We start from the raw sequence: 25,977 nt of genomic DNA, 5'->3' as shown, positions 1-25,977 counted from the left end.
ACTGTCCTTATGGTATTTTCCGTCTTATCAATTTATCAACTAAGGAGCTGTAATTTCTGCAACAGCAAATGCCAGTGCATTATCTCGCTCGTCACTGATACTGACATGAATGATATCAATATGATGTTGATGTGCCCATGCTTTAGCCGCTCCTTCTAATGTCACCTCAGGCTTCCCTAGGGTAGAGCGGAGGATTACCAACTGTTTAAAGTCGATGCCCTTTTGCATTCCCGTACCCAACGCTTTACTGATGGCCTCTTTTGCAGCAAATCGCTTGGCCAGATACGCCTGCTTATTTTTTCTCTGATGGTACTCTTCCAGCTCCGCCGCAGACAGGATCCGATGAGCAAACTTGTCGCCATGGCGCTGAAATGAGCGATCAATTCGCTCCAGACTCACGATATCAGTGCCTACGCCGAATATGGCCATTGGCGCGCTTCCAGCATCAGTTGTTTCATGTCTGCGACTGCTTTATCCAGACCACTAAACAGCGCACGTCCAATAATGGCATGACCAATATTAAGCTCGATAATTTCCTTGATCGCGGCAATTGGCTGAACGTTATGATAGTGAAGTCCGTGACCAGCATTGACATGAATACCTTGGCCCACAGCATGCGCCACGCCACGACGAACTTTTTCTAACTCCAATGCACGCTGAGTTTCGGTTTCAGCATCGGCGTAATGCCCTGTGTGCAACTCTATCAGTGGCGCTCCAACTCGCGCAGCAGAGTCAATTTGAGCTTCATCAGCATCAATAAATAATGACACCTGAATGCCTGCATCCGCCATTCGCTGACAGGCATCTTTAATTTTACTCTCCTGCCCCTTAACATCTAAACCACCCTCTGTGGTCAACTCTTCCCTTTTTTCAGGGACAAGGCAGACATAAGTCGGTTTAATACGCTCAGCAATAGCGAGCATCTCTTCCGTAACCGCCATTTCAAGATTCATTCGCGTCTGAATCGTATTAGCCAACAGTTCCACATCTCTGTCAGTAATATGACGACGATCTTCTCGTAGGTGAACCGTAATACCGTCTGCGCCATGCTGTTCGGCCGTGAATGCAGCCTGCACCGGATCCGGGTAATTAGTGCCTCGAGCATTTCGTACCGTTGCGATGTGGTCGATATTAACACCTAATAAAATTGGATTTTTCATCGGTTTATCCATAACAAATTATCTAGACGAAAGGGTATGAAACCTAGGTTTGAATAGCAAGTGTTTGTTGCAAAAGCTTACGGCTATTGAGATCTTTAAAACCAACCAAGGGATCTATCATGCTACGGCATATTTTACGGGCCGCAGCTAAACTGCCTGAATGTTGCCACTGACGATTAGCAATCGACAGAATATGTTTACCGGTTATTTTTAAAGCTTCCTTAGGAGCCTGAATAGCCGGGACAAATCCTTGCTCTGGGAGAAAGCCATAATCTAAAGCTTCCTCGATAGTATCACCATGGATGTCACTGAACCAGTCAATACCATAACCCAGTTCATCTAATAGCTCCAACTCAAACTCGCGCAATACGACAGCGGCGGACGGCTCTGAACCGAGCCGATATAACGACTTTTGGTATACTACAAAAGTATCCGGATGGGGATCCCACTGGGTTAACAACTTTAGCAATAACTCATTCATATACAGACCGGATAAACTGGAAATGCCACTAAGCGTGATACTGGAACCTGAAGCTTCAACCTGGTTTAAGGTTTTCAGCTCACTGCGCCCAGCCCAATTCAGTGTCAGTGGCTGGAAAGGTTGTAAAAGTGCCCGCCTGTTATTCTTCTTACTCCCCCTGACACCACGCGCAAGCACGCTGCATCGCCCATCTTCCAGGGTAAAGAGTTCCAAAATAAGACTGGACTCTTTAAAGGGCCTGGAGTGAAGAACAAAAGCCTGTGACAGCTCATTCTGGCTCATCAGTAGTCGTTATAGCCCAAAGATTTTAATGCTCGCTCATCATCAGCCCAACCATCTTTGACTTTGACCCAAAGCTCTAAAAATACTTTGCAGTCAAACAGCTCTTCCATTTCAATCCGTGCATCACGACCGATTTGCTTTAGACGCTGACCTTTCTTGCCAATGATAATCGCTTTCTGCCCCGGGCGCTCGACCAATATCAATCCACTGATCATTAAGATACCCTTTTCATTGAATTTGAACTGCTCAATTTCAACGGTGGAAGAATAAGGAATTTCTTCACCTAAAGAGCGCATGAGTTTTTCGCGTATCAGTTCCGCTGCCATAAAGCGCTCGCTACGATCGGTAATATAGTCCTCGGGGTAAAACAAATCTCCTTCTGGTAACCACTGCTTTAACGTTTTGGTTAACTCATCCAGATTCTGTCCCTTTAAAGCGGAGCCAGGAAAAACCGCATCAAACTCACACTTGTCAGTGATATGAGCAATGTGTGGCAGTAGTGACTCTTTGTCTGTCACCTTATCAATCTTATTTACAAACAGAATTTTTTTACCCTTCGCCTGCTTTAGTTTTTCCAGAACCAGTTCGTCATCCTCAGTCCACTGGGTACCGTCTACCACGAATAACAGGACATCGACATCGGTCATGGAACTTGATGCAGCCCGATTCATATAACGATTAATACTGCGATCTTCTTTACTATGAAGCCCCGGAGTGTCAACAAACAGGATTTGCGCTTCATCGTCGGTATATATTCCTAAAACTCGGTGACGTGTCGTTTGTGGTTTACGAGAAGTGATACTGACTTTTTGACCAAGAATGTGGTTCATCAAAGTCGACTTTCCCACATTAGGTCGACCTAAGACGGCAACGTAACCGCAACGGAATGGTTGCTCTGTCTGATTATCGGAAGGTTGGTTCATGTCAAAACTCAATTTAAGAAGCGAGGTGTTGTTGTAATTGCCCTAAAGCTTTCTCGGCTGCTAATTGCTCAGCATTACGGCGACTGCTGCCTTTACCCAGTGTTTTTATTGACTTTTCGGAGATGAAACAGACCACCTCGAACGTTTGCTCATGTGGCTCACCGGAAACACTCAATAACTCGTACTCGGGTAATGACAATCGGCGAGATTGTAACAGTTCCTGCAAACGAGTTTTGGCATCTTTCTGCGCATCAGCAGGATTCATCTCTGTTAGCCGATCACCATAAAGTTGTAGTATCAACTGATTAGTCTGCTCAAAGCCAGCATCCAGATAGACTGCCCCAATGACGGCCTCAAAAGCATCCGCCAAAATAGAAGCTCGACGGAAACCTCCACTCTTCAGCTCACCTTCACCCAGCGTAATATAGTCTCCTAAATCGATCTCTTTTGCGATAACAGCTAAGGTTTTACCCTTGACTAAACTGGAGCGCATGCGACTCAACTGACCTTCATCAACTTTCGGAAATTTAGCGAAAAGTGCTTTAGCAATCACCATCCCAAGGACAGCGTCACCTAAAAACTCTAAACGTTCGTTATGGTTATTCGATGCACTACGATGCGTTAGCGCTTTCGTTATTAGTTGTTGGTCAGAAAACTGATAGCCGAGATGTCGGCAAAAGCGTTCGATTTGTTGTTGTCGATGACTCATCTCAGCTTGATAACTATTAATTTAAAGGTTCTTCGTGTTTAAACTCAAGTAAGGCATTAATATTGCCAAATAGAGCTATGCGGCTTTCATACTCCACGTAAAGTGCCCTGCCACCTGTAATTTCTTTCAGTTCGACATCATCTACTTTTATAATCTCAATATTATTCACACTGAAACGACCAGAAATTAAGCGGTGGATTTCAGACTTACTGGAGCTTGAATTGGTCTCCTGTGCTACGGACTCTATCGAGCTTTTAATGCTAAAAAACTCCATGTAAGCAGGCACCAATTTTATCGCTAAGTACATAAAAAATAGAACGATAGACATAATGATAAGCCAGCCCGCTGCTGTCATACCACCCTGATACTGTCGATTCATGACTTTCTTATTAAGCTTATTTTGACCGAACATATTCCCCATTCTCCTCAAAAATACAAACTTATGTGCTTTTTCAGGTACTTAGCAACTACTCTATAGCACCAGCTCTACTAAAGGATATACCTTTTGGTAAATGTTTTCCAAATAAAACTGGCTCATCCGTGAAGCTGATATAAATCCATTTATAAGCCGCTTTACCGATAATCCCTTCTTCATGGATAAAGCCCCAGACTCTCGAATCAGCGCTACCGTCTCGATTATCCCCCATAGCGAAGTATTTTCCTTCCGGAACAACCTCTGTCCAACGTTTGTTTAGACTGTTCCCGCGGTTGCTTTGGATACCATCATTAAGGTAGATAACCTCATGGGTTTTGCCGTTTATCGTCTCCTGATATGTATTAAACAGCTCCCCCTGAGGTACCAAGTCTTCCACTTTATCCGAAACAAATTGTGGCTTGATAGTAATTGGATCACACGATTGACCGTCAACATCTACCGCATTCTGGCATTGCGGGATAATGGTTAGGGCTCCCTGGTCCCACTCAAGACGATCGCCTGGCACACCAATCAACCGCTTGATGTACGCCTGCTGTGGCTCATGGGGTGGATGAAACACAATAACGTCACCGCGCTGCGGCTCTCCGACGTCAATAATTTTTGTATTAAACGCAGGTAAACGAATACCATAAGCAAACTTATTGACCAAAATGAAATCGCCATCATAAAGGCCGGGGTTCATACTCCCGGATGGAATACGATATGGCTCATAAAGAAATGATCTCAAAACCAGCACTACGAAAATAATCGGGAAAAAAGAACGACAAATATCAATAACCGCCGGATATTTCTCGCGCCCTTTCTCATCCAGTTGCACTTTTCCCGCTTCTGCTCGTTTCTTCTGCCACCAGAACTTATCTAACAATGTCACCGCGCCGGTAACTAGCGCAGCCACACCAAGGTAAAACCCAAAGTCATAATAAATACTCGGCATTATTTATCCTTACCTACGTTTAACACCGCTAAAAACGCTTCCTGTGGAATTTCAACCTTTCCAACTTGCTTCATACGTTTTTTACCAGCTTTTTGTTTTTCTAATAATTTACGTTTTCGAGAAACATCACCACCATAACATTTCGCCAACACATTTTTACGTAGTGCTTTAACCGTTGAGCGCGCGATAATATGGTTGCCAATCGCCGCCTGTATCGCCACTTCAAACATCTGACGAGGAATAATTTCTTTCATTGCCTCAACTAACTCACGGCCTCGGTATGGCGCCTGATCTTTATGCACAATTAACGCGAGTGCATCGACTCGATCACCATTAATAAGAATGTCTAAACGCACCAAATCATCCGCGTTATATCGTTTAAACTGATAATCCAAAGAGGCATAACCACGACTGACCGACTTCAAGCGATCAAAGAAATCCAATACCACTTCATTCATTGGCATTTCGTAGGTGAGAGAGACCTGGTTACCCGCATACTGCATACGGGTTTGCACACCACGTTTCTCAACACACAAAGTAATCACGCCACCGAGATGTTCCTGTGGTACCAGAATGTTCGCTTCACAAATTGGTTCGCGAATTTCTGCAATATTAGAAAGCGGTGGCAGTTTTGATGGGTTATCAACATAAACAACCTCATCATCGGTGTTCAACACTTCGTATATAACCGTTGGTGCCGTGGTAATCAGATCCAGATTATACTCACGCTCCAACCGTTCCTGGATAATTTCCATATGCAACATGCCAAGGAAACCACAGCGGAAACCAAAACCAAGAGCCGTTGAGTTTTCAGGCTCGAAGAACAATGATGCATCATTCAAGCTGAGTTTTGATAAAGCATCACGGAATGATTCATAGTCATCGGAACTGACCGGAAATAAGCCCGCGTAAACCTGCGGTGTTACTTTCTTAAACCCTGGTAGCGGTTCTTCTGCTGCAGCCTTTGCTAAAGTAATAGTATCACCAACAGGCGCACCCTGAATATCTTTAATACCGGCGATAACAAAGCCCACTTCGCCCGCTCTTAAGGTTCCAGTATCTTCACGCTTTGGTGTAAAAATACCGACATGGTCAACCACGTGCGACTTTGCCGTCGACATAATCTTCATTTTATCGCCTGAGTTAATGGAACCCTGCATTACCCGAACTAATGACACCACGCCCAGGTAGTTATCAAACCAGGAGTCGACAATCAATGCCTGTAGCGGTGCATCCGGATCGCCGGATGCCGGCGGGATGTCACTGACAATTTTCTCCAGCAACTCCTCAATCCCAATACCCGTCTTAGCGCTGCACTGGACCGCATCCATAGCTTCAATACCCACAATGTCTTCAATTTCCTGCATCACACGTAAAGGATCTGCCGCAGGCAAATCAATTTTATTCAGTACTGGGACGACTTCAAGATCCTGCTCAATCGCGGTATAGCAATTAGCTAAAGTTTGAGCCTCCACGCCTTGCGCGGCATCCACCACCAACAAAGCCCCTTCACAGGCGGCTAAAGAGCGAGAAACTTCGTATGAGAAGTCAACATGGCCAGGCGTATCAATAAAGTTCAACTGATAAGTGTGGCCATCTCTGGCCTTATAATTCAACGTTACACTCTGGGCCTTAATGGTAATACCGCGCTCACGCTCAAGGTCCATGGAGTCCAGGACCTGCTCAGCCATTTCACGCTCGGTTAAACCACCACAGTGCTGAATCAATCGATCGGATAGAGTCGACTTACCATGATCGATGTGAGCAATGATTGAGAAGTTACGAATATAATCGGTATATGCCATATATGTTCCGCTAAAACCCTTGTTTCTTACGCCAGCACTTATTACTAATAAATTGATTTATAAGTAATAATTTCTTTTCCTGTCAGTATTCTTAGATTAAGAGCCAGCTGAAATGTAAGTGTAATGAAATTAGTTAGAGACTAAGCGGCCTATTTTAGCTGAATCCATGAAAAAGGCCAGCTAAGTTAGAGCTGGCCTTGTTTTCTAAGCGATTAATCTAACTCAATAACGAGGAAGTCGCTACCTACTCCCTGCCTGACGATAAGAACAGCAACTTTTCCTTCATCCGGTAACGAGGATACCGCTGACTGGAAGTCTCGCATATTCCGGATCGTCGTACGGTGTAGTTTTTGAATGATATCACCCTGACGTAAACCTGCTCGAGCAGCCGGACTATCACGCTGAACTTCGCGGATAATAACGCCTTTATCGATCCCCGTAGCCTCTTTCAAGTCTGGCGTTAATGCGGTCACTGCCAGCCCAAGCTCTTTCTTACCCGCAGCGCTGCCGCCATTCGAAACAAACTGACCGTTAGCGTCACTTAAAGTCACTTCGACTGTTTCTTTATCGCCGTTACGGATAATCGTTAAATCAACTTCTTGCCCAGCCGGCATCTGCCCGATATAGAAAGGCAGATCCTGAGCTTTACGAACAGGTTTGCCATCGACCTCGATCACCACATCGCCAACTTTAATGCCCGCCTTATCAGCCGCCATATCCGGCAATACCCGGGTCACCAGCGCGCCACTGACATCGTCCAGTCCGAAGGCATCAGCTTTATCCTGATCGATCGGCCCAAAGGTAACGCCCAGGAAACCACGGTTCACTTTACCATCTTTCAGCAGCTGCTTACGTACATTGTCGGCCAGGTCGATAGGAATCGAGAATGACAGGCCGCTACTGATCATGGGATTAAAGATCATAGAATTAATGCCAACCACTTCGCCATCCAAGTTAATCAGAGGCCCACCAGAATTGCCACGGTTAATGGCCACATCGGTTTGTACAAAGGGAACATATTGCGAGCCCACTTCACCACGACCTTTAGCACTGACGATACCAGCCGTCACCGTTTGCTCAAGATTAAACGGCGCACCGAAAGCAAGCACCCACTGACCAACTTTCAGATCACGGGTATTCCCTAGCTTGAGGGCTTTCAAGTCCAACTCGTCACTGTCGATTTTCAGCAGCGCGACATCGGTGCTGGCATCACTCCCGATAATCTCGGCATCAAACTCACGCCCATTATATAACTTAACCACCGGAGTTTCGGCATCAGCTATAACGTGATGGTTCGTTAAAATATAACCATCTTCGTCGACGATAAAACCTGAACCACCGCCGCGGCCAACCACCCGCCCCCAGCGTTTAACTTCGACCTTAATACTGACTACGCTCGGCTGAACTTCTTCTACAAGCTGCGTAAAGTCAGGAAACGATTTTGCCTCAAGACTTGAGGACAGGAGTGTCATCCAGATAATGACAGTTAATGATAAAAAACGCTTCAACATAATGATGTTATCTCCACAATCACGATTTTTATAACTATAACCCTTTGAATAAAAAGCTCTATGAAGGTTCCCACGAGTTCGCCAAGATCTAGTCATCAGATGTTACGATTTGTGTCACCTCTATTGGCCTCTTTACAATCTTTATAAGCTTTGGCTCCAGTCTCTGTTGGTTATTACGACGTTTAACCAACCATCGTACCAATAGGAAGCCTACCGTTAAACCCAGTATAGCGCTAATGATTGAGCCTAGCTCAGTGAGTTCAGGGAGTAATAATGAAGACAGGCCAATGGCAAGCATGAGACAGATTAACGGAAGTAAATAGACTGCCAGCGATGCCTTCAGCACTAAACCTTCTGGAATACCCACTTCGACCTCATCATTGATATGGGCATTCAAACTATTTTTTAAAGGTGTCACAAACACTTTATGAGAGAACGCTTTATTCACAATGCCGCTACCGCAGGTTGAGCTGACCTGACAACTCGAACAGCCTGTCTTGCTCTGAGTTTGTACCCAGGCAGTGTCGCCTTCCACCGCAATAACTTGTCCGATCTCAGTAAACATAAATGTTGCCTCAAGTCAGCTCAGTATAACCATAAAAAAACCCACCTTTCGATGGGTTTATTCTAGCGCGAAATTGTCTTTTAACCTACTCAAAGAGGGCAGCGTTGAGTAGAGCGCTCCATTATCTGCCTTATAGGCTTGTTATTACTCTTGCGACTCTTCAGGTTGCTCCTTTACAGTATTCTGCTTTTCTGCTGCTCTCATCGGTACCTGGACCGGTATCACTTTCTGATTACTGACCACAGTGACGGTCGGCAAACTGCTCATTCCGGTAATTTGACGAGTTAGAGCTTCATGCTTTAAAAACATGTCGTGCATTCTCTGCAATTCCTGACGATCAACATTTGAAGCAATCGCCGGTTTGGTATTATTCACGCTATCGACGCTAACTTCTGAATCATTGGCTGTTGAAGCCAGCGGCTGGTTACTCACGACGTTCGTTTGCGTATTGGAAACATTGAATAAAGCGACCAGGGCGACTGATGCCGCGATAGCAAAGCCCCCCACCTGCTTCCAGACACGGCCAGGGAACGGAATCACGTTACTGCCGTCAACCTTCTCTGGAAGTTCATGCGACGGCTCAGCGGCTACAGCCTGACTGACTTTAGCCGAAATATCCAAGTCCAGATGCTGCGCTTCTTCGCGCATCACCTGACCAATCATGTGGTAACGAGCCCAAACGGACATGGATTCACTGCCCTGCTCCAGGCTAGCCTCGCACAAATCGTCATCCTGATGGGACGGTGCTTGCCCGTCAACCCAGGCAGATAACAGTTCTTTATCAAAACGCTTTGTATCGCTCATTACCTTCTAACCTCTGTTGTGCTTTGCCTTCAAGACAGCCAGATCTTAAATCTGGCAAAGCATCGCAAACCATTGACTTTATCGTTATTCAATATTTTTCTGTAAACTTGCTTTACACTACTTACTACCAATTGACTGGGGTTCTAGTAAAAAGTTCACGTTTTTTGTAAAAAAGTTTGTCTGTTCAGGTTGTTTTAAGTCAGACAATTTTTTTACGAACGCCACCCCTGCTCCAATAAAGGAGCAATTTTCTGATCAATCGCATCCCGAGCCCTAAAAATGCGAGAGCGCACGGTCCCCACCGGGCAGTCCATTGATTCGGCGATTTCTTCATAGCTCAAACCATCAATTTCACGCAGCATAATGGCAGTACGCAAATCTTCCGGTAGCTCATCAATCGTCTTGTATATTAAGTCCTTTATCTCATCTCGAAACATCAGGCGCTCAGGAGTCCCCCCATCACGCAAGGCGTCACCGCCCTCATATTGCTCTGCCTCCGTAGAATCAATATCGCTGCCAGGTGGGCGCCGGCCCTGAGAGACCAGAAAGTTCTTCGCTGTATTGATGGCAATACGATATAGCCAGGTATAAAAAGCACTGTCGCCACGAAAATTCGGCAACGCTCGGTATGCCTTAATAAATGCTTCCTGTGAGATATCCATGACTTCGTCCTGATCTCTCACAAATCGAGAAATTAAATTCATGATCCGTTGCTGGTACTTTACGACCAACATATCGAAGGCTTTTTTATCGCCTTGCTGGACACGTTTAACTAACTCTGAGTCTACATCAGCCTCAGACATATTGTCCTCTACTTAGTTGTGCACTTCTCATTGTTTGTCCCCGTTCTTGTTATATTTGCAGGGCAAATAATCATATTGTATCTATTGTTTTAATGCCTTGTTGTATAGAAAAAACTAACCGAAAACAAGTGACTATGGTAAAGTCCGCATTACGTTACTGGATATTGTGCTAGGAAACGCAACAAGTTTCCACTAGCTAATGATAAACACTGACCTGGTTAACACCAGAAAAGTTCCCGATAAGTACCAAATTCGATGCAAAACTCTACGCAATCACCGATTCATTCAACCGATGTTTTAGTCATTGGAAGTGGCGCTGCCGGTCTGTCAGTGGCCCTGCGCCTGGCTCATAAAGGTAAAATCACGGTACTCAGTAAGGCTGAAGTTACCGAAGGCTCGACTTTTTATGCCCAAGGTGGTATTGCTGCTGTGCTGGACGAGAATGATTCGGTCGACTCTCATGTGCAAGATACGCTGATTGCGGGCGCGGGGCTGTGCAACGAAGAGGCCGTGCGCTATACCGTAGAGCACTCACGAGAAGCCATCGAGTGGTTGATTGAGCGTGGGGTTGCTTTCAGTAAAGAGGATGAGCAATATCACCTGACGCGTGAAGGTGGCCATAGCCAACGCCGCATTATTCATTCAGATGACGCCACGGGCAAGGCCGTTTCCACCACCTTAGTTTCCGCCGTTCAGGCTGAATCCAATATCCATATTCTGGAAAACTACATTGCAGTGGACTTAATCACTGGCGATAAAGTCGGTCTTGAGCATCAGCGCTGCCAAGGTGCTTACGTGCTCAATCTGGAGAAAGACAGAGTAGAAACCGTGCGGGCCCGTTTCGTCGTACTCGCCACCGGCGGCGCCAGTAAGGTTTACCTGTATACGTCAAATCCGGATGTCGCCAGTGGCGATGGTATTGCCATGGCCTGGCGTGCAGGCTGCAGTGTCGCCAATCTGGAATTTAATCAGTTCCACCCGACCTGCCTTTTTCACCCGCAGGCACGTAGTTTCTTAATCACCGAAGCATTACGCGGTGAAGGCGCCCTGTTACGCCGCCCCAACGGCGAACGTTTTATGCCGGAATACGATGAACGGGCAGAATTAGCACCGCGCGATATCGTGGCACGCACCATTGACCACGAAGTCAAGAAATACGGCTTCGATTGCGTTTATCTGGATATTTCGCACAAAGAACCAGAGTTCGTCAAAAGTCACTTCCCAACCATCTATCAACAGTGTCTACAGTACGGTATTGATATCACAACCGATCCGATCCCAGTGGTACCCGCCGCACACTACACATGCGGTGGTGTTCGCGTGGACACTCACAGCCGAACCGATGTTGATGGCCTTTATGCGGTGGGAGAAGTGGCCTGTACCGGATTGCATGGTGCCAACCGCATGGCGAGTAACTCCCTGCTCGAATGCCTGGTCTACGCACAGTCGGCAGCGCAGGATATTGAAGCACAATGGGATACCATCATAGAACCAGCACCTTTGCCACCCTGGGATGAGAGCCAGGTCACCGATTCTGATGAAGAAGTGGTCCTGACCCACAACTGGCATGAGCTACGACAATTGATGTGGGACTACGTCGGCATTGTCCGCACCGATAAGCGGCTGCAGCGAGCCATGCGTCGTATCGAGCTGTTGCAACAGGAAATTCATGAATACTACTCAAACTTTAAAGTCAGTAATGATTTAATTGAGCTGAGAAACCTGGTGCTGGTAGCAGAGCTTATCGTTAAGTGCGCCATGCAGCGTCAGGAAAGTCGAGGGCTGCACTTTACACTCGACTACCCTGAGCAAAGCAAAACAGCCGAAGATTCCGTTTTGAACCCTGAATAAACACTACTCAGCCTTATAAAACTTGAGCGTACGGGATAACTGGCGGAACTCGGACTCCTTCATGGCATCCCTGAACAATATCAGCTGGCGTACCCGGTTAGGCTTGGAGGGATCGAGCTCACGGAATTTCAGGCTAACCCATAACGGCCAGTTAACCGAGTCTTTCTTGACCTCTATCGCCACCTTCAGATCGCGCTCAATAATAAACCACTTGCCTTCAAAGAAGACTATTTCAGTAATATCTTCATACAGGCCGTCCAATATTTTCAACTGCCAACCACCGAGCAGTAGCGTCCCCGGTATACCGAGCACAGCAAAAATCCACTGCTGCTGGATCAGAGCAGTAACCACAAACAGCAGCAGAAAAGCACTCCAGACAAGAGCAAAAACAATACGGCTGGTTTTGGGCTTGTGTAGCTCTATTCTAAAATTCATCAGTGATTCAGTTGATCGTCGACAAATTGGCGGATGGAACCCACCAATTCGGCAAATCTTTCTTTCGGCGTTTCAAAGCCCATAATCCAGGCATATAAGTCTGGATCCGTTTCCTCTAAAAATTCACTATAGTGCGCGATATCCTGCTCACTAAAATACTCGGCCTGCTTTTCCAGATAAGGCAATAGCACTACATCCAGCTCTAACATGCCGCGTCGGCTGGCCCACTGGAGTTTTTTAAGTTGTTGCTCTGTCACGTTTCACTCTTTTTAGCATAAAATTATTTCAGTTAATTATAGCCTTAACACTGCAAAACCGCTAAGTTTAAGAGTAAAATCATCGCAGAAACCGATTTGGATCTCGTATTAACCCATACGACTGTAGACAATAAGGGCTTTATGAATTTCACCAATCAAGATGCAACCCAGCATATTCCTCAACTCCAAAACATTGCCTGCGAGCTTGGAAACTACGGCATTATTCAAGTCTCGGGCGAAGACAGCCTGAAATTACTTCAGGGACAGCTGACTTGTGACATGAATGATGTCAACGACGAGCAGGCCAGTCTCGGCGGTCTATGTAACGTCAAAGGCCGTTTGCACAGTGTGTTTTACGTCATGAAATTTGAGCAGCACTATTTAATGCTTTTGCCAAAAGATACCCTGCAGCATAGCCTCGATACACTGTCCAAGTACGCGGCATTTTTCCAAACCGAACTGGTCGATGCCAGCAAGGATTATGAACTTTGGGGGCATACCCAAAAAGCTCAGGGCAATAACGTAACCGACATGGAAGTCCTTTCCGTGACTAACCATAACGGCATTTACGACATTCACCTGAATAGCCTGTTCAACGCCTCAATCCTTATCAGCCGAAAAGATCGCGCAGGCGAACTGGTTGAAATGCTAACAGGGACTACGCTCGCTGATAAAAATGCTTGGGATTATATTGAGCTACAAGCTCACCTGCCAATATTCAGCTCAACCTCCATTGAAAAACACCTACCGGCCAATATTGGTCTACCTCAGGTTGGCGGTGTTAGCTTTGATAAGGGCTGTTATACCGGGCAGGAAATCGTTGCCCGTATGCACTACCGCGGCAAACTGAAAATACACTCGGTGTTAACCTCCACCGACTCCTCGGTTGAGCTGGCAGAATTAACCAAAGTTTATAACAGCAATGATAAGAAAGTGGGGGAGCTGATCCGCACCACGGTCTTTGACGGAAAAACCTATTGCTTGATTAGCCTGAATGACAGTGCATTAGAAGAGGAGCTGGTCATTGGCGATGACAAAATTAACATCAAGCTCTTGTCGTAGCCCCTTTAGATAAAAGAAGCGCTGTAACGAACAGCGCTTTCTTTCATATCGACTACTTTTCAACTGCGAGACGAGCAGCCGTCAACAATAACTCAGGCTCGATACGCACTTTATAATTGGGGTTGGCGTACTGGAACTGAATCACGCCTTCTCTATCCAGTATAAAAACCGCAGGTACCGGCAAGGTACTCTTGTCATCCCCGGCCAGACGCGCCGTTTTACCACCTATCGACTCAATTTTTTCACGGTACTCATTAGGTATATGAAAAGCCAGGCCAAACTTTCTGGTTGCTTCCAGCTGAAAATCAGACACTAGCTGGTAGTCCAGCGCCCGCTCTTTACTGGTTTTGGCCAACGCACTTGGCGTATCCGGACTAATCGCCAGTAACTGGTATCCCATGGCTCGCAAATCGCCTTCAACCTCCTGAATCTGGCTGAGCTGAGCATTACAGAACGGGCACCATCCACCTCGATAGAAAAGCAATATGGTGGGCTGTTTTGATACTTTCTCCAACAGTTTGAATGGCGTCCCTTCGCTATCAAATAGAATGATATCCGGTGCTTTCTGACCAATTAGCAGTGGCGCAACGTCATTCGGATCATCGACAACTTGAGTACGATCAATAGCAGTCACAGTCATGGTTGCCATAACCAGGGCGATAGTGACAAAAAATTTCAACAGGTATTGCATAAATAAACGACTCCATTATTAAAGTTAATAATTAGAGACGGCTTACGAGAAATTGTTACAAAGAAAAGTGTGGCTTAGGGACTCTCAAACTCATCATTCATTAACCACACCATAAAAGCCCCAAACCCAACTAACAAAACGCTTAACAGCAGCAGGCTCGATTGATCGAGGCCATTCAGATAACCGAGGAAATTGTCAGGCCACAGTAACAAAAAGCCAATACTGCCTGTAACAATACCCAGTAGTGTAAATAGCCCCAGGATCATTGAGCGTTGCTTAAACCGCTTTTCAATTCGCTGCATCACACGCTCGACAAACTCTGGCGAGACTAAAGTCTGGTGATAAGCGAGTAATTTTTCAATCATCATAAACTCCTTACCTCTACTGAGGGGTTAATGTTAATGGTGGTTTCTGTTGCACGATGGATGTCAGCTTATCTTTGCCGCGCTTGATGTGGGACTTAACGGTCCCCAGAGCGAAACCGGTGATATCTGCAATTTCCTGATGTGACATACCCGCAGAATAAGACAAGGTAATCGTAACTCTCTCAGCCAACGATAACTGCTTCATCAGTTTCTCAGCCATAATGTCAGCTTCCATTGCTTTATCAGTGCTTTCATCTAATGTGTGAGAATCGTCCTCATAAACTTCTGTAGACTGGCTCCCTGCATGCTTTAAAAACTGACGGTAAGCGATGGTATGCAGCCATGAGCTGAAACTTCCCTTTCCCTGAAAGGTCGATATCTTCTGATACGCCAGCCAGAAGGTCTCCTGAGCAATATCATCAGCCAAAAAATAATCCCCGGCAGTTAACCGGCGACAAAACTGGCGAATGGCCGACTGGTAGCGCTGTACCAGCTCAGCAAAGGCTTCCTGATCGTTAACCGTCACCACTCGGGTGATCAGCTGACCATCGGAACTATGACTGCTCATTACATTAGTCTTTATATCGGTTCATTTTCCAGACAATTAAAAACCCAATACCGATGAAACCCGGCAGTAAGGCAATGATTTTAAATGCCTCACTGACATCAGGATCTGAAAACAATAAGCCAGCAACAAAACTGGCAACGCCTATTGATAATAGCACTATGCCTCGTCGTAAGTCCTTAACTCTTGGTGGCTGAACATTACTGATCTGCTCCAACAGCTCTGGAGTTAACGGATTACCGCTATCAATCGACTTTTGAATGGTATCCAGAATAATACGTTTATTTTTATGGCTTAAATAGAAAAAGCCGATGAGCACTATCGTCGTGCAAATAAATAACGTTACAGGAACAACTATTGCGGTCATATAAAACCCCTCATCAATTTACTTTGCTTCATAGTTATTTATATAGAGGGGCTATCGCGTTGAATTAGATGCACCCAATACAAAAAAGCCGGCATTTGCCGGCTTTGTCTTTCTTACTCTATGCTGTAGCCTAAGCTTTCTGGCTATTTATCCACGTTTTAATTTTCTTTTCCAGGATATTCAGCGGTAGCGCACCATCTTTAAGAACCTGATAGTGGAATTCGCGAATATCGAACTTGTCACCCAGCTCGTTCTCAGCCAAAGTTCTTAGCTCGCGTATTTTCAACTGACCAATTTTATAAGCCAACGCCTGACTTGGAATGGCCATAAAACGTTCGGCTTCAGATACGCGGCGCGCTTCAGCTGCTGCTGAGTTCTTCTCCATATAATCCAAAACTTCCTGGCGTGTCCAACCTTTCGCATGAAGACCAGTATCGACAACCAGGCGAATGGCACGCCATAATTCCGCACTTAAAGCACCGTAGTACTGGTAAGGATCGGTATAAACACCCATCTCTTTACCCAGTGATTCAGAATACAGCCCCCAGCCTTCGATATAGGCCGTTGTTCCACCAAAACGACGGAAGTTAGGGATATCTTCCAGCTCTTGTTGCGTTGAAATCTGGAAGTGGTGTCCCGGAACCGCTTCATGTAAATAAAGTGACTCCACAGTCCATGTCGGGCGTGCACTCAAGTCATAAGTGTTGACATAGAAAATCCCCGGACGCGAACCATCTGGCGCAGGTCGCTGATATGAAGCTGACGAAGACGACTCCTCACGGAAAGCTTCGACAGGACGAATTTCAAACTGTGCCTCTGGGATCACTTTGAACAAATCTGGAGCAGTTTTATCTAACTTGGTACGCAGATCTTCATAGGCCTGTAGCATGTCTTCTTTAGATTCAAAAATAAATTGCGGGTCATTCTTGGTAAACTCGAAAAACTCCTGCAAAGTACCTTCAAAGCCAACCTCATCCATCACGCCCTGCATTTCTTTGTGGATACGCGCAACTTCGTCCAAACCAATCTGGTGAATCTCGTCTGGTGTTAAATCGGTACTGGTGGTTTGTTTAACCTTGAATGCATACCATTCTTTACCGTTCGGCAAAGCAACCATACCAGCCGTATCACGGGCAGCAGGAATATACTCATCCTTAATAAAGTCATGCATCTTGGTGTACATTGGGACTACCATGGTTTTGATGGTTTTAACGTACTCAGCGGTTAAACGCTGTTTCTCTTTTGGCGAGAAGTCTTCTGGCATGTTTTTGATCGGTGTATAGAACAGGCTTTGCTCTACATCATCAACCATATGGGCTTTTAGCTGCGGAACCACTTTTACCATCAGAGCCTTCGGCTGCACTACCCCATTGTCCATACCTGTGCGCATATTTTTAATAAGCACGTCAACGCCAGAATAGGCCTGTTCCAGACGACTTAACCAATTTTCGTAATCTTTAACGGTATTGAATGGCTGTGCACTTTGGCCTGAACCCAACATGGCGAAAAAATTGAAGGGGTTATAGAACTGCTGAATCGGCTGCATATAATCAGGGAACTTTTCGCCCTCAATTTCAGCCTGCCGCTCATTCTTGAAGATCTGGTAACTGAGTAAGTCCTGTCCTTCCAGTTGAGACTCGTCGATTTGACCAATTTTCTGTAAGTACTTTTTGCTGAAAGCCAGTGATTCAGCGCGCCCCTTTTCCGTGCCAAAGTCGCCCAAACGATCGTTGTAGCGATGATCACCCATAAAGGTCGCGTTTAAGGGATTCAACTTTAAATTTTCTTCCCAATAGGCCTCATAGATGGCATTGGCTTTTTCAGCTTCTGACAACTGCTGTTCCTGGCTTTTCGCTACAGGCTTCTCAGCCGCGGTTTGCTCCACCTTTGCTTTTGGTTGAGCGTCTGGCTTCTTAGCCTCTTCACCGTTACAAGCAGTTAACACTACTGTTAAAGCAACGGCTGAGAGCTGAAACGTTTTGGATTTCATAGGGACTCCTCTAACGAAAGTATTCATTAAATATTATGTAAACAAGGCCGCATGAACGGCTTATAATTGATTAAAATCAACTATACCTTTGGCTAAATCACAAGACAAAGCAAACTCGTAACAAAGTGTTGCATACGCACAGCAATAGATTCCACCCACAGCAAGCATCATGACAAATCTTTACATTAACTATTAATAGTTATATATCAGCATGTTACAGAACCATAACTGCATAATTTTCACTGTCCATACCACCTTGTACCTTGCAAGCAGGCATAATAGGGCTTTACTCAAAAACGCTTATTCAAGCACGCAAGGCATCATCCGTTATGCAAAAATCTTCCTACAGTAAGCAGGACCTGCTGGATTGTGGTCATGGCAAATTATTTGGCGAAGGAAATGCACGACTCCCTCTTCCTAACATGTTGATGATGGACCGTATCACCAACATTCAGGAAACCGGTGGCGAATATGATAAAGGGCAAATTGTTGCTGAACTCGACATTAAGCCTGACTTATGGTTTTTCGACTGTCATTTTGAGGGTGATCCGGTTATGCCAGGTTGCCTGGGCGTTGATGCGCTTTGGCAACTCGCGGGCTTTTTCTTACCCTGGAAAGGCTTCCCCGGAAAAGGTCGTGCACTAGGCTCTGGCGAAATAAAATTTACTGGGCAGGTATTGCCGACATCCAAGCTCGTAACCTATATAATTGATATTAAGCGAGTCATTACTAGAAAGTTAAAGCTGGTTATCGCCGACGGCAAAATGCTGGTGGATGGCAAAGAAATCTATACCACAAAAGATTTGCGTGTAGGTTTGTTCCAGTCTACAGACAACTTCTAGTAAAACACTATACAATACAGAAAACTTTCAATAAGCGAGTGTTATTGTGAAAAGAGTAGTAGTGACAGGCATGGGCATCGTATCCTGCCTTGGAAATAATGTCGAAGACGTTAAACAATCATTAGTGGAAGGGAAATCCGGCATAAAAAAAGTGGAAGCCTATGAAGAGCATGGGTTACGCAGCCATTTAGCCGGAAAACCAGACATAGATACTTCCGAGCATATTGACCGTAAAAAACTGCGCTTCATGGGCGATGGCGCGGCCTATGCCTATATTTCAATGCAGCAGGCGATTGACGATGCGAGGCTAAATGACGACCAGGTTTCCAACTACCGCACAGGCCTTATCATGGGCTCAGGCGGCGGTTCACAGAGCACGCAGGTCGAGGCTATTGATATAGCCAAAAAACGCGGTGCCAAACGCATTGGGCCATACGCTGTTCCGAAAACCATGGGCAGCACCACCTCTGCCTGTCTGGCGACACCTTTTAAAATTAAAGGCATCAACTACTCCATCACCTCAGCCTGTGCGACCAGTGCGCACTGTATCGGTAATGCCTATGAGCAAATCGCCCTGGGTAAACAGGACATTATGTTCGCTGGCGGCGGTGAAGAAGAAGATTGGCGTTTAACAGTATTATTCGATGCTATGGGCGCTCTATCGAGCAAATATAATGACAGCCCAGAAACGGCTTCGCGTCCATATGACGCAACCCGTGATGGGTTTGTGATTTCGTCGGGGGGTGGCTGTCTGGTTCTTGAAGAGTACGAACATGCCAAGGCCCGTGGTGCAAAAATCTATGCTGAAATTACCGGCTACGGCGCAACATCGGATGGTTATGATATGGTCGCGCCATCTGGTGAAGGTGCGGTGCGCTGCATGAAACAAGCATTAGCGAATACTTCAAATCCCGTTGACTACATCAATACTCACGGCACCAGTACACCGGTTGGTGATACGGCCGAATTAGAAGCCATCAAAGAAGTGTTCCCAGAAAAAGTACCTTATATTGCCTCGACTAAGTCCTTAGCAGGTCATTCATTAGGTGCAACCGGTGTCCACGAAGCCATTTATTCGTTAATCATGATGCAGAATAACTTCATCGCAGCCTCAGCGAATATCAAAGAGCTTGATGAGAAAGCAGCAGCTCTACCGATTGTTCAGCAGAGGATGGATGATACAGAAGTTAAAAGCTTCTTATCCAACAGCTTTGGGTTCGGCGGTACTAACTGTTCGCTTTTATTCGAAAAAGTCTAGTACGACTAATAGTCAAAACAAAAGCCCACACTTTGCGGGCTTTTTTGTATCAATGTTCGATCAACTGATAGCTCTCACCACTCGGTAGCGTTAACCCGAACTCATCACCTTCTCGCCGTAATTGGTAGATGGCAAAGCCACTCTCGCCACTGCGAGGTCTTAAGCCTAAATAACGATCATGCTCTGCATCAAACAATAAATTCACCGTATGGCTTTCTTCGTTATTTAACTGTTCTATTTTGACGGTTACAGAACTGGAATCCATAACCGTTAATGCAACCGTTTCACTTTCATTAACCAGTTTTGTAAATGATACAGTAGGTTCTTTAAGTTCATCTGTCGGCAGCTGAGCAATATCTCCAGAAAATAATGAGTTTTCAATTAATCTCCACACAGGGACTCGCCAGCCCATATTGTTATTAAGTAGCAGTACAACTTTGATATCTGTATCGGGATAAATAACCATCTGAGTTTCATACATAGGAGCCCCACCACCTTTCCAGTAACGCTTTTGCCCATTGCTTTCATCAATATGCCAGCCATAACCCTGATCGCCGATATAGCGGGTAAACATTTTTTGGCGGGACTCGGCTGATAGTAGACGATCCGATTGCAATGACTCCAGCCAATGAAGCACGTCATTGACATCAGCAGCTACTCCTCTAGCACCCGCCACCGACCACCACATTTCATTAATGTAGTCCGGCCCATCGGACATCACCATGGGCTGGCTGACTAAGGGATGATCTCGGTACCCTGTTGCAATATCCGAGCTGCGAGCAGCTCGCATGATGCGGGCATTTTCCATACCCGACGCCTTAAGAACCCACTGCTCCATAGAGTCTCGCCACGAGATTTCCGATATTATTTCCAGCACCGCGGCCACCAAGCTATAACACATATTACAGTATCGTCGCTTAATTCCAGACATAGAATCTCTATCAAGGTCATTCACCTGTTTTAGAAACTCATTAATATCTTTTTGGCGCACCTTTTTATTCGGTACCAGACCTGACGTATGGGTTAACAGATGATGAAGTGTAATCGGAATTTTATCAGAGTGTAGACTGGGCACGTAGTCGCTGATGGACGCATTAAGTTCTACCTTCCCCTGCTCCTCTAATAACAGAATCCCTGCAGCCAACATGGGTTTCGTCATTGAAAGCAAAGGGAACTTTGTATCAATGGTGTTAGATGTTCTGGTCTTTACGTTAGCATACCCGTAAGCTTCCTGCAGCAGCACCTGGTCTTTTGCTTTAATGCTAACAACACCAGAAAAACCGAAAGCTTCTAAGACTTGTAAAGACTGTGATAATTCTTCGATTTCTTGCTTCTGCTCAGCCTCAGAATGAGCGGTATAGCCCAATAGCAATAAGACTAAACCAATAGATAAGCATACTCTTAGCATCTTAGCTCCTTTAATTAAATAATAACCTTAACTTAATAGAGAAGTGAAACATTAACTTTAGATGCAAAGAAAAAAGTTATTAAAAGGAACCGTTATTTTTTATACTTATCAATCTTCTGTAACTTCTCCATAAATTCGTCTTTGTCCAAAACGCTTTTATACTCCAAGTTATACTTACTATGGAAATTAATACTCAAGGTCACCTTGTCATCGGTCAAATCAACGTTGTAACCATCCAGATCTGAATAAGCGTTAATACCTTTGAAATGATGCTTATTTCCACGTTTCTCACCCAACTCAATAATTTTCTGATATGCGCGCAAAGCCATTCGGATATCAATTTCGGAAGACATAAAAACTCCTAAAGGTTCATTAACCGCATCGTATCGAATTAAAGCGATTAAGCATAGATTGTTTTACGAAAAGGAAGTGGTAATAGAAATGTTCAAGAGCAAGATTCCCGCACCACGGGCCCTTCCGCTGATCGCCTTCACGGGAATGACAGAATGATTAAAGAGCTTAGTTTAACGATAAACGCAGAGTTTTCGCTTCTAACGAGGCGCGGACGTTTCGAGGAATAGTTGGCTTCTGGCTAAAAACTAAGGTTTTTACGCTTAAACGAGGCCTGAAGCAATTTATCTCGCAGAATTTACTCTAGTAACTGAGCAAGATAAATTGCTTTATAACGAAGTATAAGCGTAAAAAAGATAGTTGTTTACTCAGGACGCATATGTGGGAACAACAGTACGTCTCGAATACTTGGTGAATCGGTTAGCAGCATCACCAGACGGTCAATACCGATACCCTCACCGGCCGTTGGCGGTAAGCCATACTCCAGGGCACGAATATAATCAGCATCATAATGCATCGCTTCGTCATCACCGGCATCTTTTGCTTCAACCTGGGCTTTGAAGCGCTCAGCCTGATCTTCAGCGTCATTCAACTCAGAGAAGCCGTTCGCCAGCTCACGCCCACCGGCAAAGAATTCAAAGCGGTCAGTAACGAATGGATTGTCATCGTTACGACGAGCCAACGGTGATACCTCAGCCGGATAAGCCGTAATGAACGTTGGTTGAATCAATTTATGCTCAGCGACCTCTTCGAAAATCTCAATCTGGATCTTGCCCAGCCCCCAGCTGTCTTCAACTTTGACATTACATGCTTTAGCCACTTTCTTCGCAGACTCTAGATCGTTCAACTGCTCAACCTTGACTTCCGGTAGGTATTTCAGAATCGCTTCCAACACCGTCATACGCGTAAATGGCTTACCAAAATCATAGGTTGCACCGCTACTTTCAAATACCGTTTTACCTAACACTGACTCAACCGTATAACGCAGCATCTCTTCGGTTAAATCCATAAGATCGTGATAATCCGCATATCCCCAGTAAAACTCCAGCATGGTGAATTCTGGGTTGTGGCGCGTCGACAACCCTTCATTACGGAAGTTACGGTTAATCTCAAACACCTTCTCAAGACCACCAACAACCAGACGCTTTAGGTACAGCTCAGGAGCAACCCGTAAGAATAACGGCATATCCAGAGCATTATGATGCGTTTCGAATGGTTTGGCTGTGGCACCACCCGGAATCACATGCATCATTGGCGTTTCAACTTCCAAGAAGTCGCGAGTTTCCAGGAAGTCGCGAATTGCTTTAACCACTTTTGAGCGCGCGATAAAGGTTGCACGAGACTCTTCATTTACAATCAGATCAACGTAACGCTGACGGTAACGCGTTTCCTGATCGGATAAGCCCCCCCATTTGTCCGGCAATGGACGCAAGGATTTAGTCAATAAGCGGATATCCGATGCCTTAACCGACAACTCACCCTTATTGGTTTTAAACACAGTACCTTCAATGCCCACGATATCGCCGATATCCCAGGTTTTAAAATCATTATAAACGTCTTCGCCAACCTGATCTTTACGCACGTAAGACTGGATTCGACCCGACATATCTTGAATGGTGATAAAGCTCGCTTTGCCCATCTTACGGAACAGCATGATACGACCAGCAACCTTCACCTTCTTACCGATTTCCTCCAGCTCAGGCTTTTCTTTATCGCCATACTCGATAGCGATTTCAGCAGCCAGGGAATCACGACGGAAGTCGTTCGGAAAGGCAATCCCCTGTTTTCGTTTCTCCGCCAACTTCTCTTTACGCATGGTAATTTGTTCGTTGACGTCGACGACCGGGGTTTCTTGATTGCTCATTTTTTCTCTTCACCTCAAGTTAATTACTTAATCATTAAAACAAGTACCGCTTAACGGTACGAAAACTCACATCATTTTTCTGTGAATATATATAACCTCTAATGCTGGATTAGAGAGTACTGCTAAATATTAGCAATAATTTCATTATAACCGTCACGAGCGAAGCAAAGACAAGGCATATTGTAAGCGAGCATTTGCAGCTACAATATAACGCAGTATTTGCAAGCGCAGTAGGTTATACGCCGGCCTTTAGAGATGCCTCTATGAAGCTATCGAGATCACCATCCAGCACCGCCTGCGTATTACTCGACTCGTGGCTGGTACGCAAATCTTTAATCCTCGACTGATCGAGAACATAAGAGCGGATCTGACTACCCCAGCCGATATCCGACTTGGATTCTTCCAGGGCTTGCTGCTCTTCGCGCTGCTTTTGCATCTCCAGCTCATAGAGCTTGGCCTTCATCATTTTCATCGCTTCGGCACGGTTTTTGTGCTGCGAGCGATCATTCTGACACTGCACCACTATGCCCGTTGGAATATGGGTCAGTCGTATCGCAGAGTCGGTTTTGTTGACGTGCTGACCACCGGCACCACTGGCACGGTAGGTGTCCACGCGTAAATCTGCTGGGTTCACTTCGATATCAATATCATCGTCGACTTCCGGATAAACGAACACGGAAGCAAAGGACGTATGCCTACGGTTACCTGAGTCGAAAGGCGATTTTCGCACCAGACGGTGAACGCCAGTTTCCGTACGCAGCCAACCGTAGGCATACTCGCCATCGACTTTAATGGTCGCACTCTTAATGCCTGCCACATCGCCTTCGGACTCTTCAGTGACCTCGACCTTGAAACCACGACTCTCAGCCCAGCGTAAATACATACGCAATAACATGCTCGCCCAGTCCTGCGCCTCGGTTCCACCTGAACCTGCCTGAATATCGAGATAGGCATTACTGTCATCCATATCACCGGAGAACATGCGGCGGAATTCCAGTTTTGCCAGCATCTTTTCGAGACCGGTCAGCTCGGACTCGATCATCTCAACACTATCACCATCCTCTTCCTCGACCGCAATCTCCAGCAGATCCGAGTTATCGGCAACACCTTGCTCTAGCTCAATAATCGTCTCGACGACAGCTTCCAGTTTCGCTCTTTCCTGACCTAAAGCCTGTGCACGCTCCTGATCGTTCCACACGTCAGGCTGTTCAAGCTCTTTAGTAACTTCTTCTAAACGCTCTTTCTTGGCGTCGAAGTCAAAGATACCCCCTAAGCGTCTCAACACGCTCAGACATATCTTTTAGATGTTCTCTTATTGGATTAACTTCTAACATATTACCCCAGTTACGGCCGAATCCCGGCTATTTAACGCTCTTTTTGCGCAAAAGGGGCATATTTTAACCAATCGCGGGGCTACTTCATAGCCATAAACAAAGGCATCGGGACAAAATTAGTCGAAATGTTATAGATATTTTAATATTGAGGTTGGCGTTAAGGGTTATTAGCTCAGCACTGAGTCGGCAAACTATGGAGTTTAGCCCCAGAAAGGATATAACCTATAGCTTAAAATTCATAGGCTATAGCTTAGGCTAGGCAAATCTCAAGCTTTTGAAAGGAGTTTACTTCAGTAAATGACTTGAAAAAACTTGAGATTTAACACCACCTAAGTAACGACTATGATTTTTAAGAGCGTTTAGGTGTCCAGGCCCACACCATCTGGCAAGCGATAGGCTCTTTGGTTTCATCATCGGTGACCGAAACCGCTACTTCAACCTCCCCCTTTTCCAGCGTCAGAATATCGTTAATTTGCGCTTCCGTCAGATGAGCTTTAGCGACTAAGTCCCCTTTTGCACGCTTTAAGAAGTCCACTTTTAATGTCTTGATTACTGGCACCTTATCATCAGGCACATTCATCCCAACCAGCATACCAGTCGCGGTTTCGGCAATCAGAGCCATGCCGGCAGCATGTACGGTTCCAATGTGGTTTTGTACTTTTTTACGGTTTCTTAGTCGAAACTCAGACTCAGTCTTCGTTAATTTTAATACCTCAACTTTAGCCGTACCCACCAGCTTAACGGTACGCCGCAATACAAAATTTAATGCTGGCAACCTTAAGCTATTGGGAAGTCTTTCGATTTTAGCAACCAAACTGGCTAATCGGTTGTTTTTACTCATGGCAAATCATTCCCACCCTTAGTTATTGAATATGCAAAGCAACTGGACTGACCAGGTAATAATTACACATAGAGATAGATGTG

At 45.5% G+C, this 25,977-nt stretch carries 28 protein-coding genes; 4 read left to right on the top strand and 24 right to left on the bottom strand.

Annotated features, from left to right (window positions below; genetic code table 11):
* Positions 1-39: 39 nt before the first annotated feature.
* From acpS to rpoE, 12 genes are all read right to left on the bottom strand, one after another.
* Positions 40-429: a holo-ACP synthase gene (gene acpS, locus H7708_RS05820; protein WP_223669537.1), complete on the bottom strand. Its 390-nt coding sequence runs from the start codon at positions 427-429 to the stop codon at positions 40-42.
* Complete coding sequence (pdxJ, locus tag H7708_RS05815) at positions 411-1,160, bottom strand: pyridoxine 5'-phosphate synthase (RefSeq protein ID WP_223669536.1); 750 nt, start codon at positions 1,158-1,160, stop codon at positions 411-413. The genes acpS and pdxJ overlap by 19 nt, the downstream gene beginning before the upstream one ends.
* A 43-nt stretch (positions 1,161-1,203) precedes the next feature.
* On the bottom strand, positions 1,204-1,923 hold the full coding sequence (recO, locus tag H7708_RS05810; RefSeq protein ID WP_223669535.1) for a DNA repair protein RecO: 720 nt from the start codon (positions 1,921-1,923) through the stop codon (positions 1,204-1,206).
* Positions 1,923-2,846, bottom strand: a complete 924-nt coding sequence (gene era, locus H7708_RS05805) for a GTPase Era (RefSeq protein ID WP_223669534.1) — start codon at positions 2,844-2,846, stop codon at positions 1,923-1,925. The genes recO and era overlap by 1 nt, the downstream gene beginning before the upstream one ends.
* A gap of 13 nt (positions 2,847-2,859) precedes the next feature.
* Positions 2,860-3,555 (bottom strand): ribonuclease III, encoded by a 696-nt coding sequence (rnc, locus tag H7708_RS05800; RefSeq protein WP_223669533.1) that lies wholly within the window; start codon positions 3,553-3,555, stop codon positions 2,860-2,862.
* A gap of 16 nt (positions 3,556-3,571) precedes the next feature.
* Entirely contained in the window at positions 3,572-3,967 is a 396-nt protein-coding gene (locus H7708_RS05795) for a DUF4845 domain-containing protein (protein ID WP_223669532.1), read from the bottom strand.
* Between the two features lie 55 nt (positions 3,968-4,022).
* Entirely contained in the window at positions 4,023-4,925 is a 903-nt protein-coding gene (gene lepB / locus H7708_RS05790) for a signal peptidase I (protein WP_223669531.1), read from the bottom strand.
* Positions 4,925-6,730, bottom strand: coding sequence for a translation elongation factor 4 (gene lepA / locus H7708_RS05785; RefSeq protein ID WP_223669530.1), 1,806 nt, complete (start codon positions 6,728-6,730; stop codon positions 4,925-4,927). Before lepA ends, lepB begins: the two co-directional genes overlap by 1 nt.
* A 212-nt stretch (positions 6,731-6,942) precedes the next feature.
* Positions 6,943-8,241: a Do family serine endopeptidase gene (locus H7708_RS05780; RefSeq protein ID WP_223669529.1), complete on the bottom strand. Its 1,299-nt coding sequence runs from the start codon at positions 8,239-8,241 to the stop codon at positions 6,943-6,945.
* Between the two features lie 88 nt (positions 8,242-8,329).
* On the bottom strand, positions 8,330-8,806 hold the full coding sequence (locus H7708_RS05775; RefSeq protein ID WP_223669528.1) for a SoxR reducing system RseC family protein: 477 nt from the start codon (positions 8,804-8,806) through the stop codon (positions 8,330-8,332).
* Positions 8,807-8,950: 144 nt separating this feature from the next.
* Positions 8,951-9,610: a sigma-E factor negative regulatory protein gene (locus tag H7708_RS05770; RefSeq protein WP_223669527.1), complete on the bottom strand. Its 660-nt coding sequence runs from the start codon at positions 9,608-9,610 to the stop codon at positions 8,951-8,953.
* 212 nt (positions 9,611-9,822) lie between these two features.
* Complete coding sequence (rpoE, locus tag H7708_RS05765; protein ID WP_223669526.1) at positions 9,823-10,413, bottom strand: RNA polymerase sigma factor RpoE; 591 nt, start codon at positions 10,411-10,413, stop codon at positions 9,823-9,825.
* A gap of 255 nt (positions 10,414-10,668) precedes the next feature.
* Between rpoE and nadB the strand changes: the two genes are divergently transcribed.
* The gene (gene nadB, locus H7708_RS05760) at positions 10,669-12,264 is read left to right on the top strand and encodes an L-aspartate oxidase (protein WP_223669525.1); all 1,596 of its coding nucleotides are present in this window, start codon (positions 10,669-10,671) and stop codon (positions 12,262-12,264) included.
* 3 nt (positions 12,265-12,267) lie between these two features.
* On the opposite strand, the gene H7708_RS05755 is transcribed toward nadB, so the two are convergent.
* Both H7708_RS05755 and H7708_RS05750 read right to left on the bottom strand, forming a co-directional pair.
* Positions 12,268-12,699 carry a protein YgfX gene (locus H7708_RS05755; RefSeq protein ID WP_223669524.1) on the bottom strand — a complete coding sequence of 144 codons (432 nt, stop codon included), beginning with the start codon at positions 12,697-12,699 and terminating at the stop codon, positions 12,268-12,270.
* Positions 12,699-12,956, bottom strand: a complete 258-nt coding sequence (locus tag H7708_RS05750) for an FAD assembly factor SdhE (RefSeq protein WP_223669523.1) — start codon at positions 12,954-12,956, stop codon at positions 12,699-12,701. Before H7708_RS05750 ends, H7708_RS05755 begins: the two co-directional genes overlap by 1 nt.
* A 141-nt stretch (positions 12,957-13,097) precedes the next feature.
* Here H7708_RS05750 and ygfZ point away from each other — a divergent pair, with 141 nt between their 5' ends.
* Complete coding sequence (ygfZ, locus tag H7708_RS05745; protein ID WP_223669522.1) at positions 13,098-14,018, top strand: CAF17-like 4Fe-4S cluster assembly/insertion protein YgfZ; 921 nt, start codon at positions 13,098-13,100, stop codon at positions 14,016-14,018.
* 52 nt (positions 14,019-14,070) lie between these two features.
* On the opposite strand, the gene H7708_RS05740 is transcribed toward ygfZ, so the two are convergent.
* The 5 genes from H7708_RS05740 to H7708_RS05720 form a co-directional block, all read right to left on the bottom strand.
* The gene (locus tag H7708_RS05740) at positions 14,071-14,709 is read right to left on the bottom strand and encodes a peroxiredoxin-like family protein (protein WP_223669521.1); all 639 of its coding nucleotides are present in this window, start codon (positions 14,707-14,709) and stop codon (positions 14,071-14,073) included.
* Positions 14,710-14,783: 74 nt separating this feature from the next.
* Positions 14,784-15,077: a hypothetical protein gene (locus H7708_RS05735; RefSeq protein WP_223669520.1), complete on the bottom strand. Its 294-nt coding sequence runs from the start codon at positions 15,075-15,077 to the stop codon at positions 14,784-14,786.
* Positions 15,078-15,090: 13 nt separating this feature from the next.
* Positions 15,091-15,642: an RNA polymerase sigma factor gene (locus H7708_RS05730; RefSeq protein ID WP_223669519.1), complete on the bottom strand. Its 552-nt coding sequence runs from the start codon at positions 15,640-15,642 to the stop codon at positions 15,091-15,093.
* Between the two features lie 4 nt (positions 15,643-15,646).
* Positions 15,647-16,006: a DUF6249 domain-containing protein gene (locus tag H7708_RS05725; RefSeq protein ID WP_223669518.1), complete on the bottom strand. Its 360-nt coding sequence runs from the start codon at positions 16,004-16,006 to the stop codon at positions 15,647-15,649.
* Between the two features lie 130 nt (positions 16,007-16,136).
* Positions 16,137-17,996: a DUF885 domain-containing protein gene (locus tag H7708_RS05720; RefSeq protein WP_223669517.1), complete on the bottom strand. Its 1,860-nt coding sequence runs from the start codon at positions 17,994-17,996 to the stop codon at positions 16,137-16,139.
* Between the two features lie 329 nt (positions 17,997-18,325).
* On the opposite strand from H7708_RS05720, the gene fabA reads away from it, so the two are divergent.
* A complete protein-coding gene (fabA, locus tag H7708_RS05715; RefSeq protein ID WP_223669516.1) occupies positions 18,326-18,838 on the top strand; it encodes a 3-hydroxyacyl-[acyl-carrier-protein] dehydratase FabA in 513 nt (170 codons plus the stop codon).
* 46 nt (positions 18,839-18,884) lie between these two features.
* Positions 18,885-20,096: a beta-ketoacyl-ACP synthase I gene (gene fabB, locus H7708_RS05710; protein WP_223669515.1), complete on the top strand. Its 1,212-nt coding sequence runs from the start codon at positions 18,885-18,887 to the stop codon at positions 20,094-20,096.
* Positions 20,097-20,145: 49 nt separating this feature from the next.
* Here fabB and H7708_RS05705 read toward each other — a convergent pair whose 3' ends face one another.
* The 5 genes from H7708_RS05705 to H7708_RS05685 all read right to left on the bottom strand — a co-directional run bounded on the left by H7708_RS05705 (position 20,146) and on the right by H7708_RS05685 (position 25,894).
* Positions 20,146-21,504, bottom strand: coding sequence for a serine hydrolase domain-containing protein (locus tag H7708_RS05705; protein WP_223669514.1), 1,359 nt, complete (start codon positions 21,502-21,504; stop codon positions 20,146-20,148).
* Between the two features lie 92 nt (positions 21,505-21,596).
* The gene (locus tag H7708_RS05700) at positions 21,597-21,857 is read right to left on the bottom strand and encodes a DUF3081 family protein (RefSeq protein ID WP_223669513.1); all 261 of its coding nucleotides are present in this window, start codon (positions 21,855-21,857) and stop codon (positions 21,597-21,599) included.
* A gap of 362 nt (positions 21,858-22,219) precedes the next feature.
* Positions 22,220-23,719, bottom strand: a complete 1,500-nt coding sequence (gene lysS, locus H7708_RS05695; RefSeq protein ID WP_223669512.1) for a lysine--tRNA ligase — start codon at positions 23,717-23,719, stop codon at positions 22,220-22,222.
* 235 nt (positions 23,720-23,954) lie between these two features.
* A protein-coding gene (gene prfB / locus H7708_RS05690; protein ID WP_223669511.1) for a peptide chain release factor 2 occupies positions 23,955-25,053 on the bottom strand; the annotation gives its coding sequence in 2 pieces (ribosomal slippage) (positions 23,955-24,977 and positions 24,979-25,053; 1,098 coding nt in all).
* Between the two features lie 349 nt (positions 25,054-25,402).
* Complete coding sequence (locus tag H7708_RS05685) at positions 25,403-25,894, bottom strand: DUF4442 domain-containing protein (protein WP_223669510.1); 492 nt, start codon at positions 25,892-25,894, stop codon at positions 25,403-25,405.
* Between the last annotated feature and the right edge of the window lie 83 nt (positions 25,895-25,977).

Source organism: Kangiella shandongensis (genome assembly GCF_020005365.1).
GTDB lineage: Bacteria > Pseudomonadota > Gammaproteobacteria > Enterobacterales > Kangiellaceae > Kangiella > Kangiella shandongensis.
Note: the sequence above shows the minus strand (reverse complement) of the source record. Positions and strands in the feature narration are given on the sequence as shown.

What these genes read in the sequence shown, in the direction of transcription:
- acpS (WP_223669537.1), bottom strand. Translation starts at nt 429, where the DNA reads ATGGCCATATTCGGCGTAGGCACTGATATCGTGAGTCTGGAGCGAATT.
- pdxJ (WP_223669536.1), bottom strand. Translation starts at nt 1,160, where the DNA reads ATGAAAAATCCAATTTTATTAGGTGTTAATATCGACCACATCGCAACG.
- recO (WP_223669535.1), bottom strand. Translation starts at nt 1,923, where the DNA reads ATGAGCCAGAATGAGCTGTCACAGGCTTTTGTTCTTCACTCCAGGCCC.
- era (WP_223669534.1), bottom strand. Translation starts at nt 2,846, where the DNA reads ATGAACCAACCTTCCGATAATCAGACAGAGCAACCATTCCGTTGCGGT.
- rnc (WP_223669533.1), bottom strand. Translation starts at nt 3,555, where the DNA reads ATGAGTCATCGACAACAACAAATCGAACGCTTTTGCCGACATCTCGGC.
- H7708_RS05795 (WP_223669532.1), bottom strand. Translation starts at nt 3,967, where the DNA reads ATGTTCGGTCAAAATAAGCTTAATAAGAAAGTCATGAATCGACAGTAT.
- lepB (WP_223669531.1), bottom strand. Translation starts at nt 4,925, where the DNA reads ATGCCGAGTATTTATTATGACTTTGGGTTTTACCTTGGTGTGGCTGCG.
- lepA (WP_223669530.1), bottom strand. Translation starts at nt 6,730, where the DNA reads ATGGCATATACCGATTATATTCGTAACTTCTCAATCATTGCTCACATC.
- H7708_RS05780 (WP_223669529.1), bottom strand. Translation starts at nt 8,241, where the DNA reads ATGTTGAAGCGTTTTTTATCATTAACTGTCATTATCTGGATGACACTC.
- H7708_RS05775 (WP_223669528.1), bottom strand. Translation starts at nt 8,806, where the DNA reads ATGTTTACTGAGATCGGACAAGTTATTGCGGTGGAAGGCGACACTGCC.
- H7708_RS05770 (WP_223669527.1), bottom strand. Translation starts at nt 9,610, where the DNA reads ATGAGCGATACAAAGCGTTTTGATAAAGAACTGTTATCTGCCTGGGTT.
- rpoE (WP_223669526.1), bottom strand. Translation starts at nt 10,413, where the DNA reads ATGTCTGAGGCTGATGTAGACTCAGAGTTAGTTAAACGTGTCCAGCAA.
- nadB (WP_223669525.1), top strand. Translation starts at nt 10,669, where the DNA reads ATGCAAAACTCTACGCAATCACCGATTCATTCAACCGATGTTTTAGTC.
- H7708_RS05755 (WP_223669524.1), bottom strand. Translation starts at nt 12,699, where the DNA reads ATGAATTTTAGAATAGAGCTACACAAGCCCAAAACCAGCCGTATTGTT.
- ygfZ (WP_223669522.1), top strand. Translation starts at nt 13,098, where the DNA reads ATGAATTTCACCAATCAAGATGCAACCCAGCATATTCCTCAACTCCAA.
- H7708_RS05740 (WP_223669521.1), bottom strand. Translation starts at nt 14,709, where the DNA reads ATGCAATACCTGTTGAAATTTTTTGTCACTATCGCCCTGGTTATGGCA.
- H7708_RS05735 (WP_223669520.1), bottom strand. Translation starts at nt 15,077, where the DNA reads ATGATGATTGAAAAATTACTCGCTTATCACCAGACTTTAGTCTCGCCA.
- H7708_RS05730 (WP_223669519.1), bottom strand. Translation starts at nt 15,642, where the DNA reads ATGAGCAGTCATAGTTCCGATGGTCAGCTGATCACCCGAGTGGTGACG.
- H7708_RS05725 (WP_223669518.1), bottom strand. Translation starts at nt 16,006, where the DNA reads ATGACCGCAATAGTTGTTCCTGTAACGTTATTTATTTGCACGACGATA.
- H7708_RS05720 (WP_223669517.1), bottom strand. Translation starts at nt 17,996, where the DNA reads ATGAAATCCAAAACGTTTCAGCTCTCAGCCGTTGCTTTAACAGTAGTG.
- fabA (WP_223669516.1), top strand. Translation starts at nt 18,326, where the DNA reads ATGCAAAAATCTTCCTACAGTAAGCAGGACCTGCTGGATTGTGGTCAT.
- H7708_RS05705 (WP_223669514.1), bottom strand. Translation starts at nt 21,504, where the DNA reads ATGCTAAGAGTATGCTTATCTATTGGTTTAGTCTTATTGCTATTGGGC.
- H7708_RS05700 (WP_223669513.1), bottom strand. Translation starts at nt 21,857, where the DNA reads ATGTCTTCCGAAATTGATATCCGAATGGCTTTGCGCGCATATCAGAAA.
- lysS (WP_223669512.1), bottom strand. Translation starts at nt 23,719, where the DNA reads ATGAGCAATCAAGAAACCCCGGTCGTCGACGTCAACGAACAAATTACC.
- H7708_RS05685 (WP_223669510.1), bottom strand. Translation starts at nt 25,894, where the DNA reads ATGAGTAAAAACAACCGATTAGCCAGTTTGGTTGCTAAAATCGAAAGA.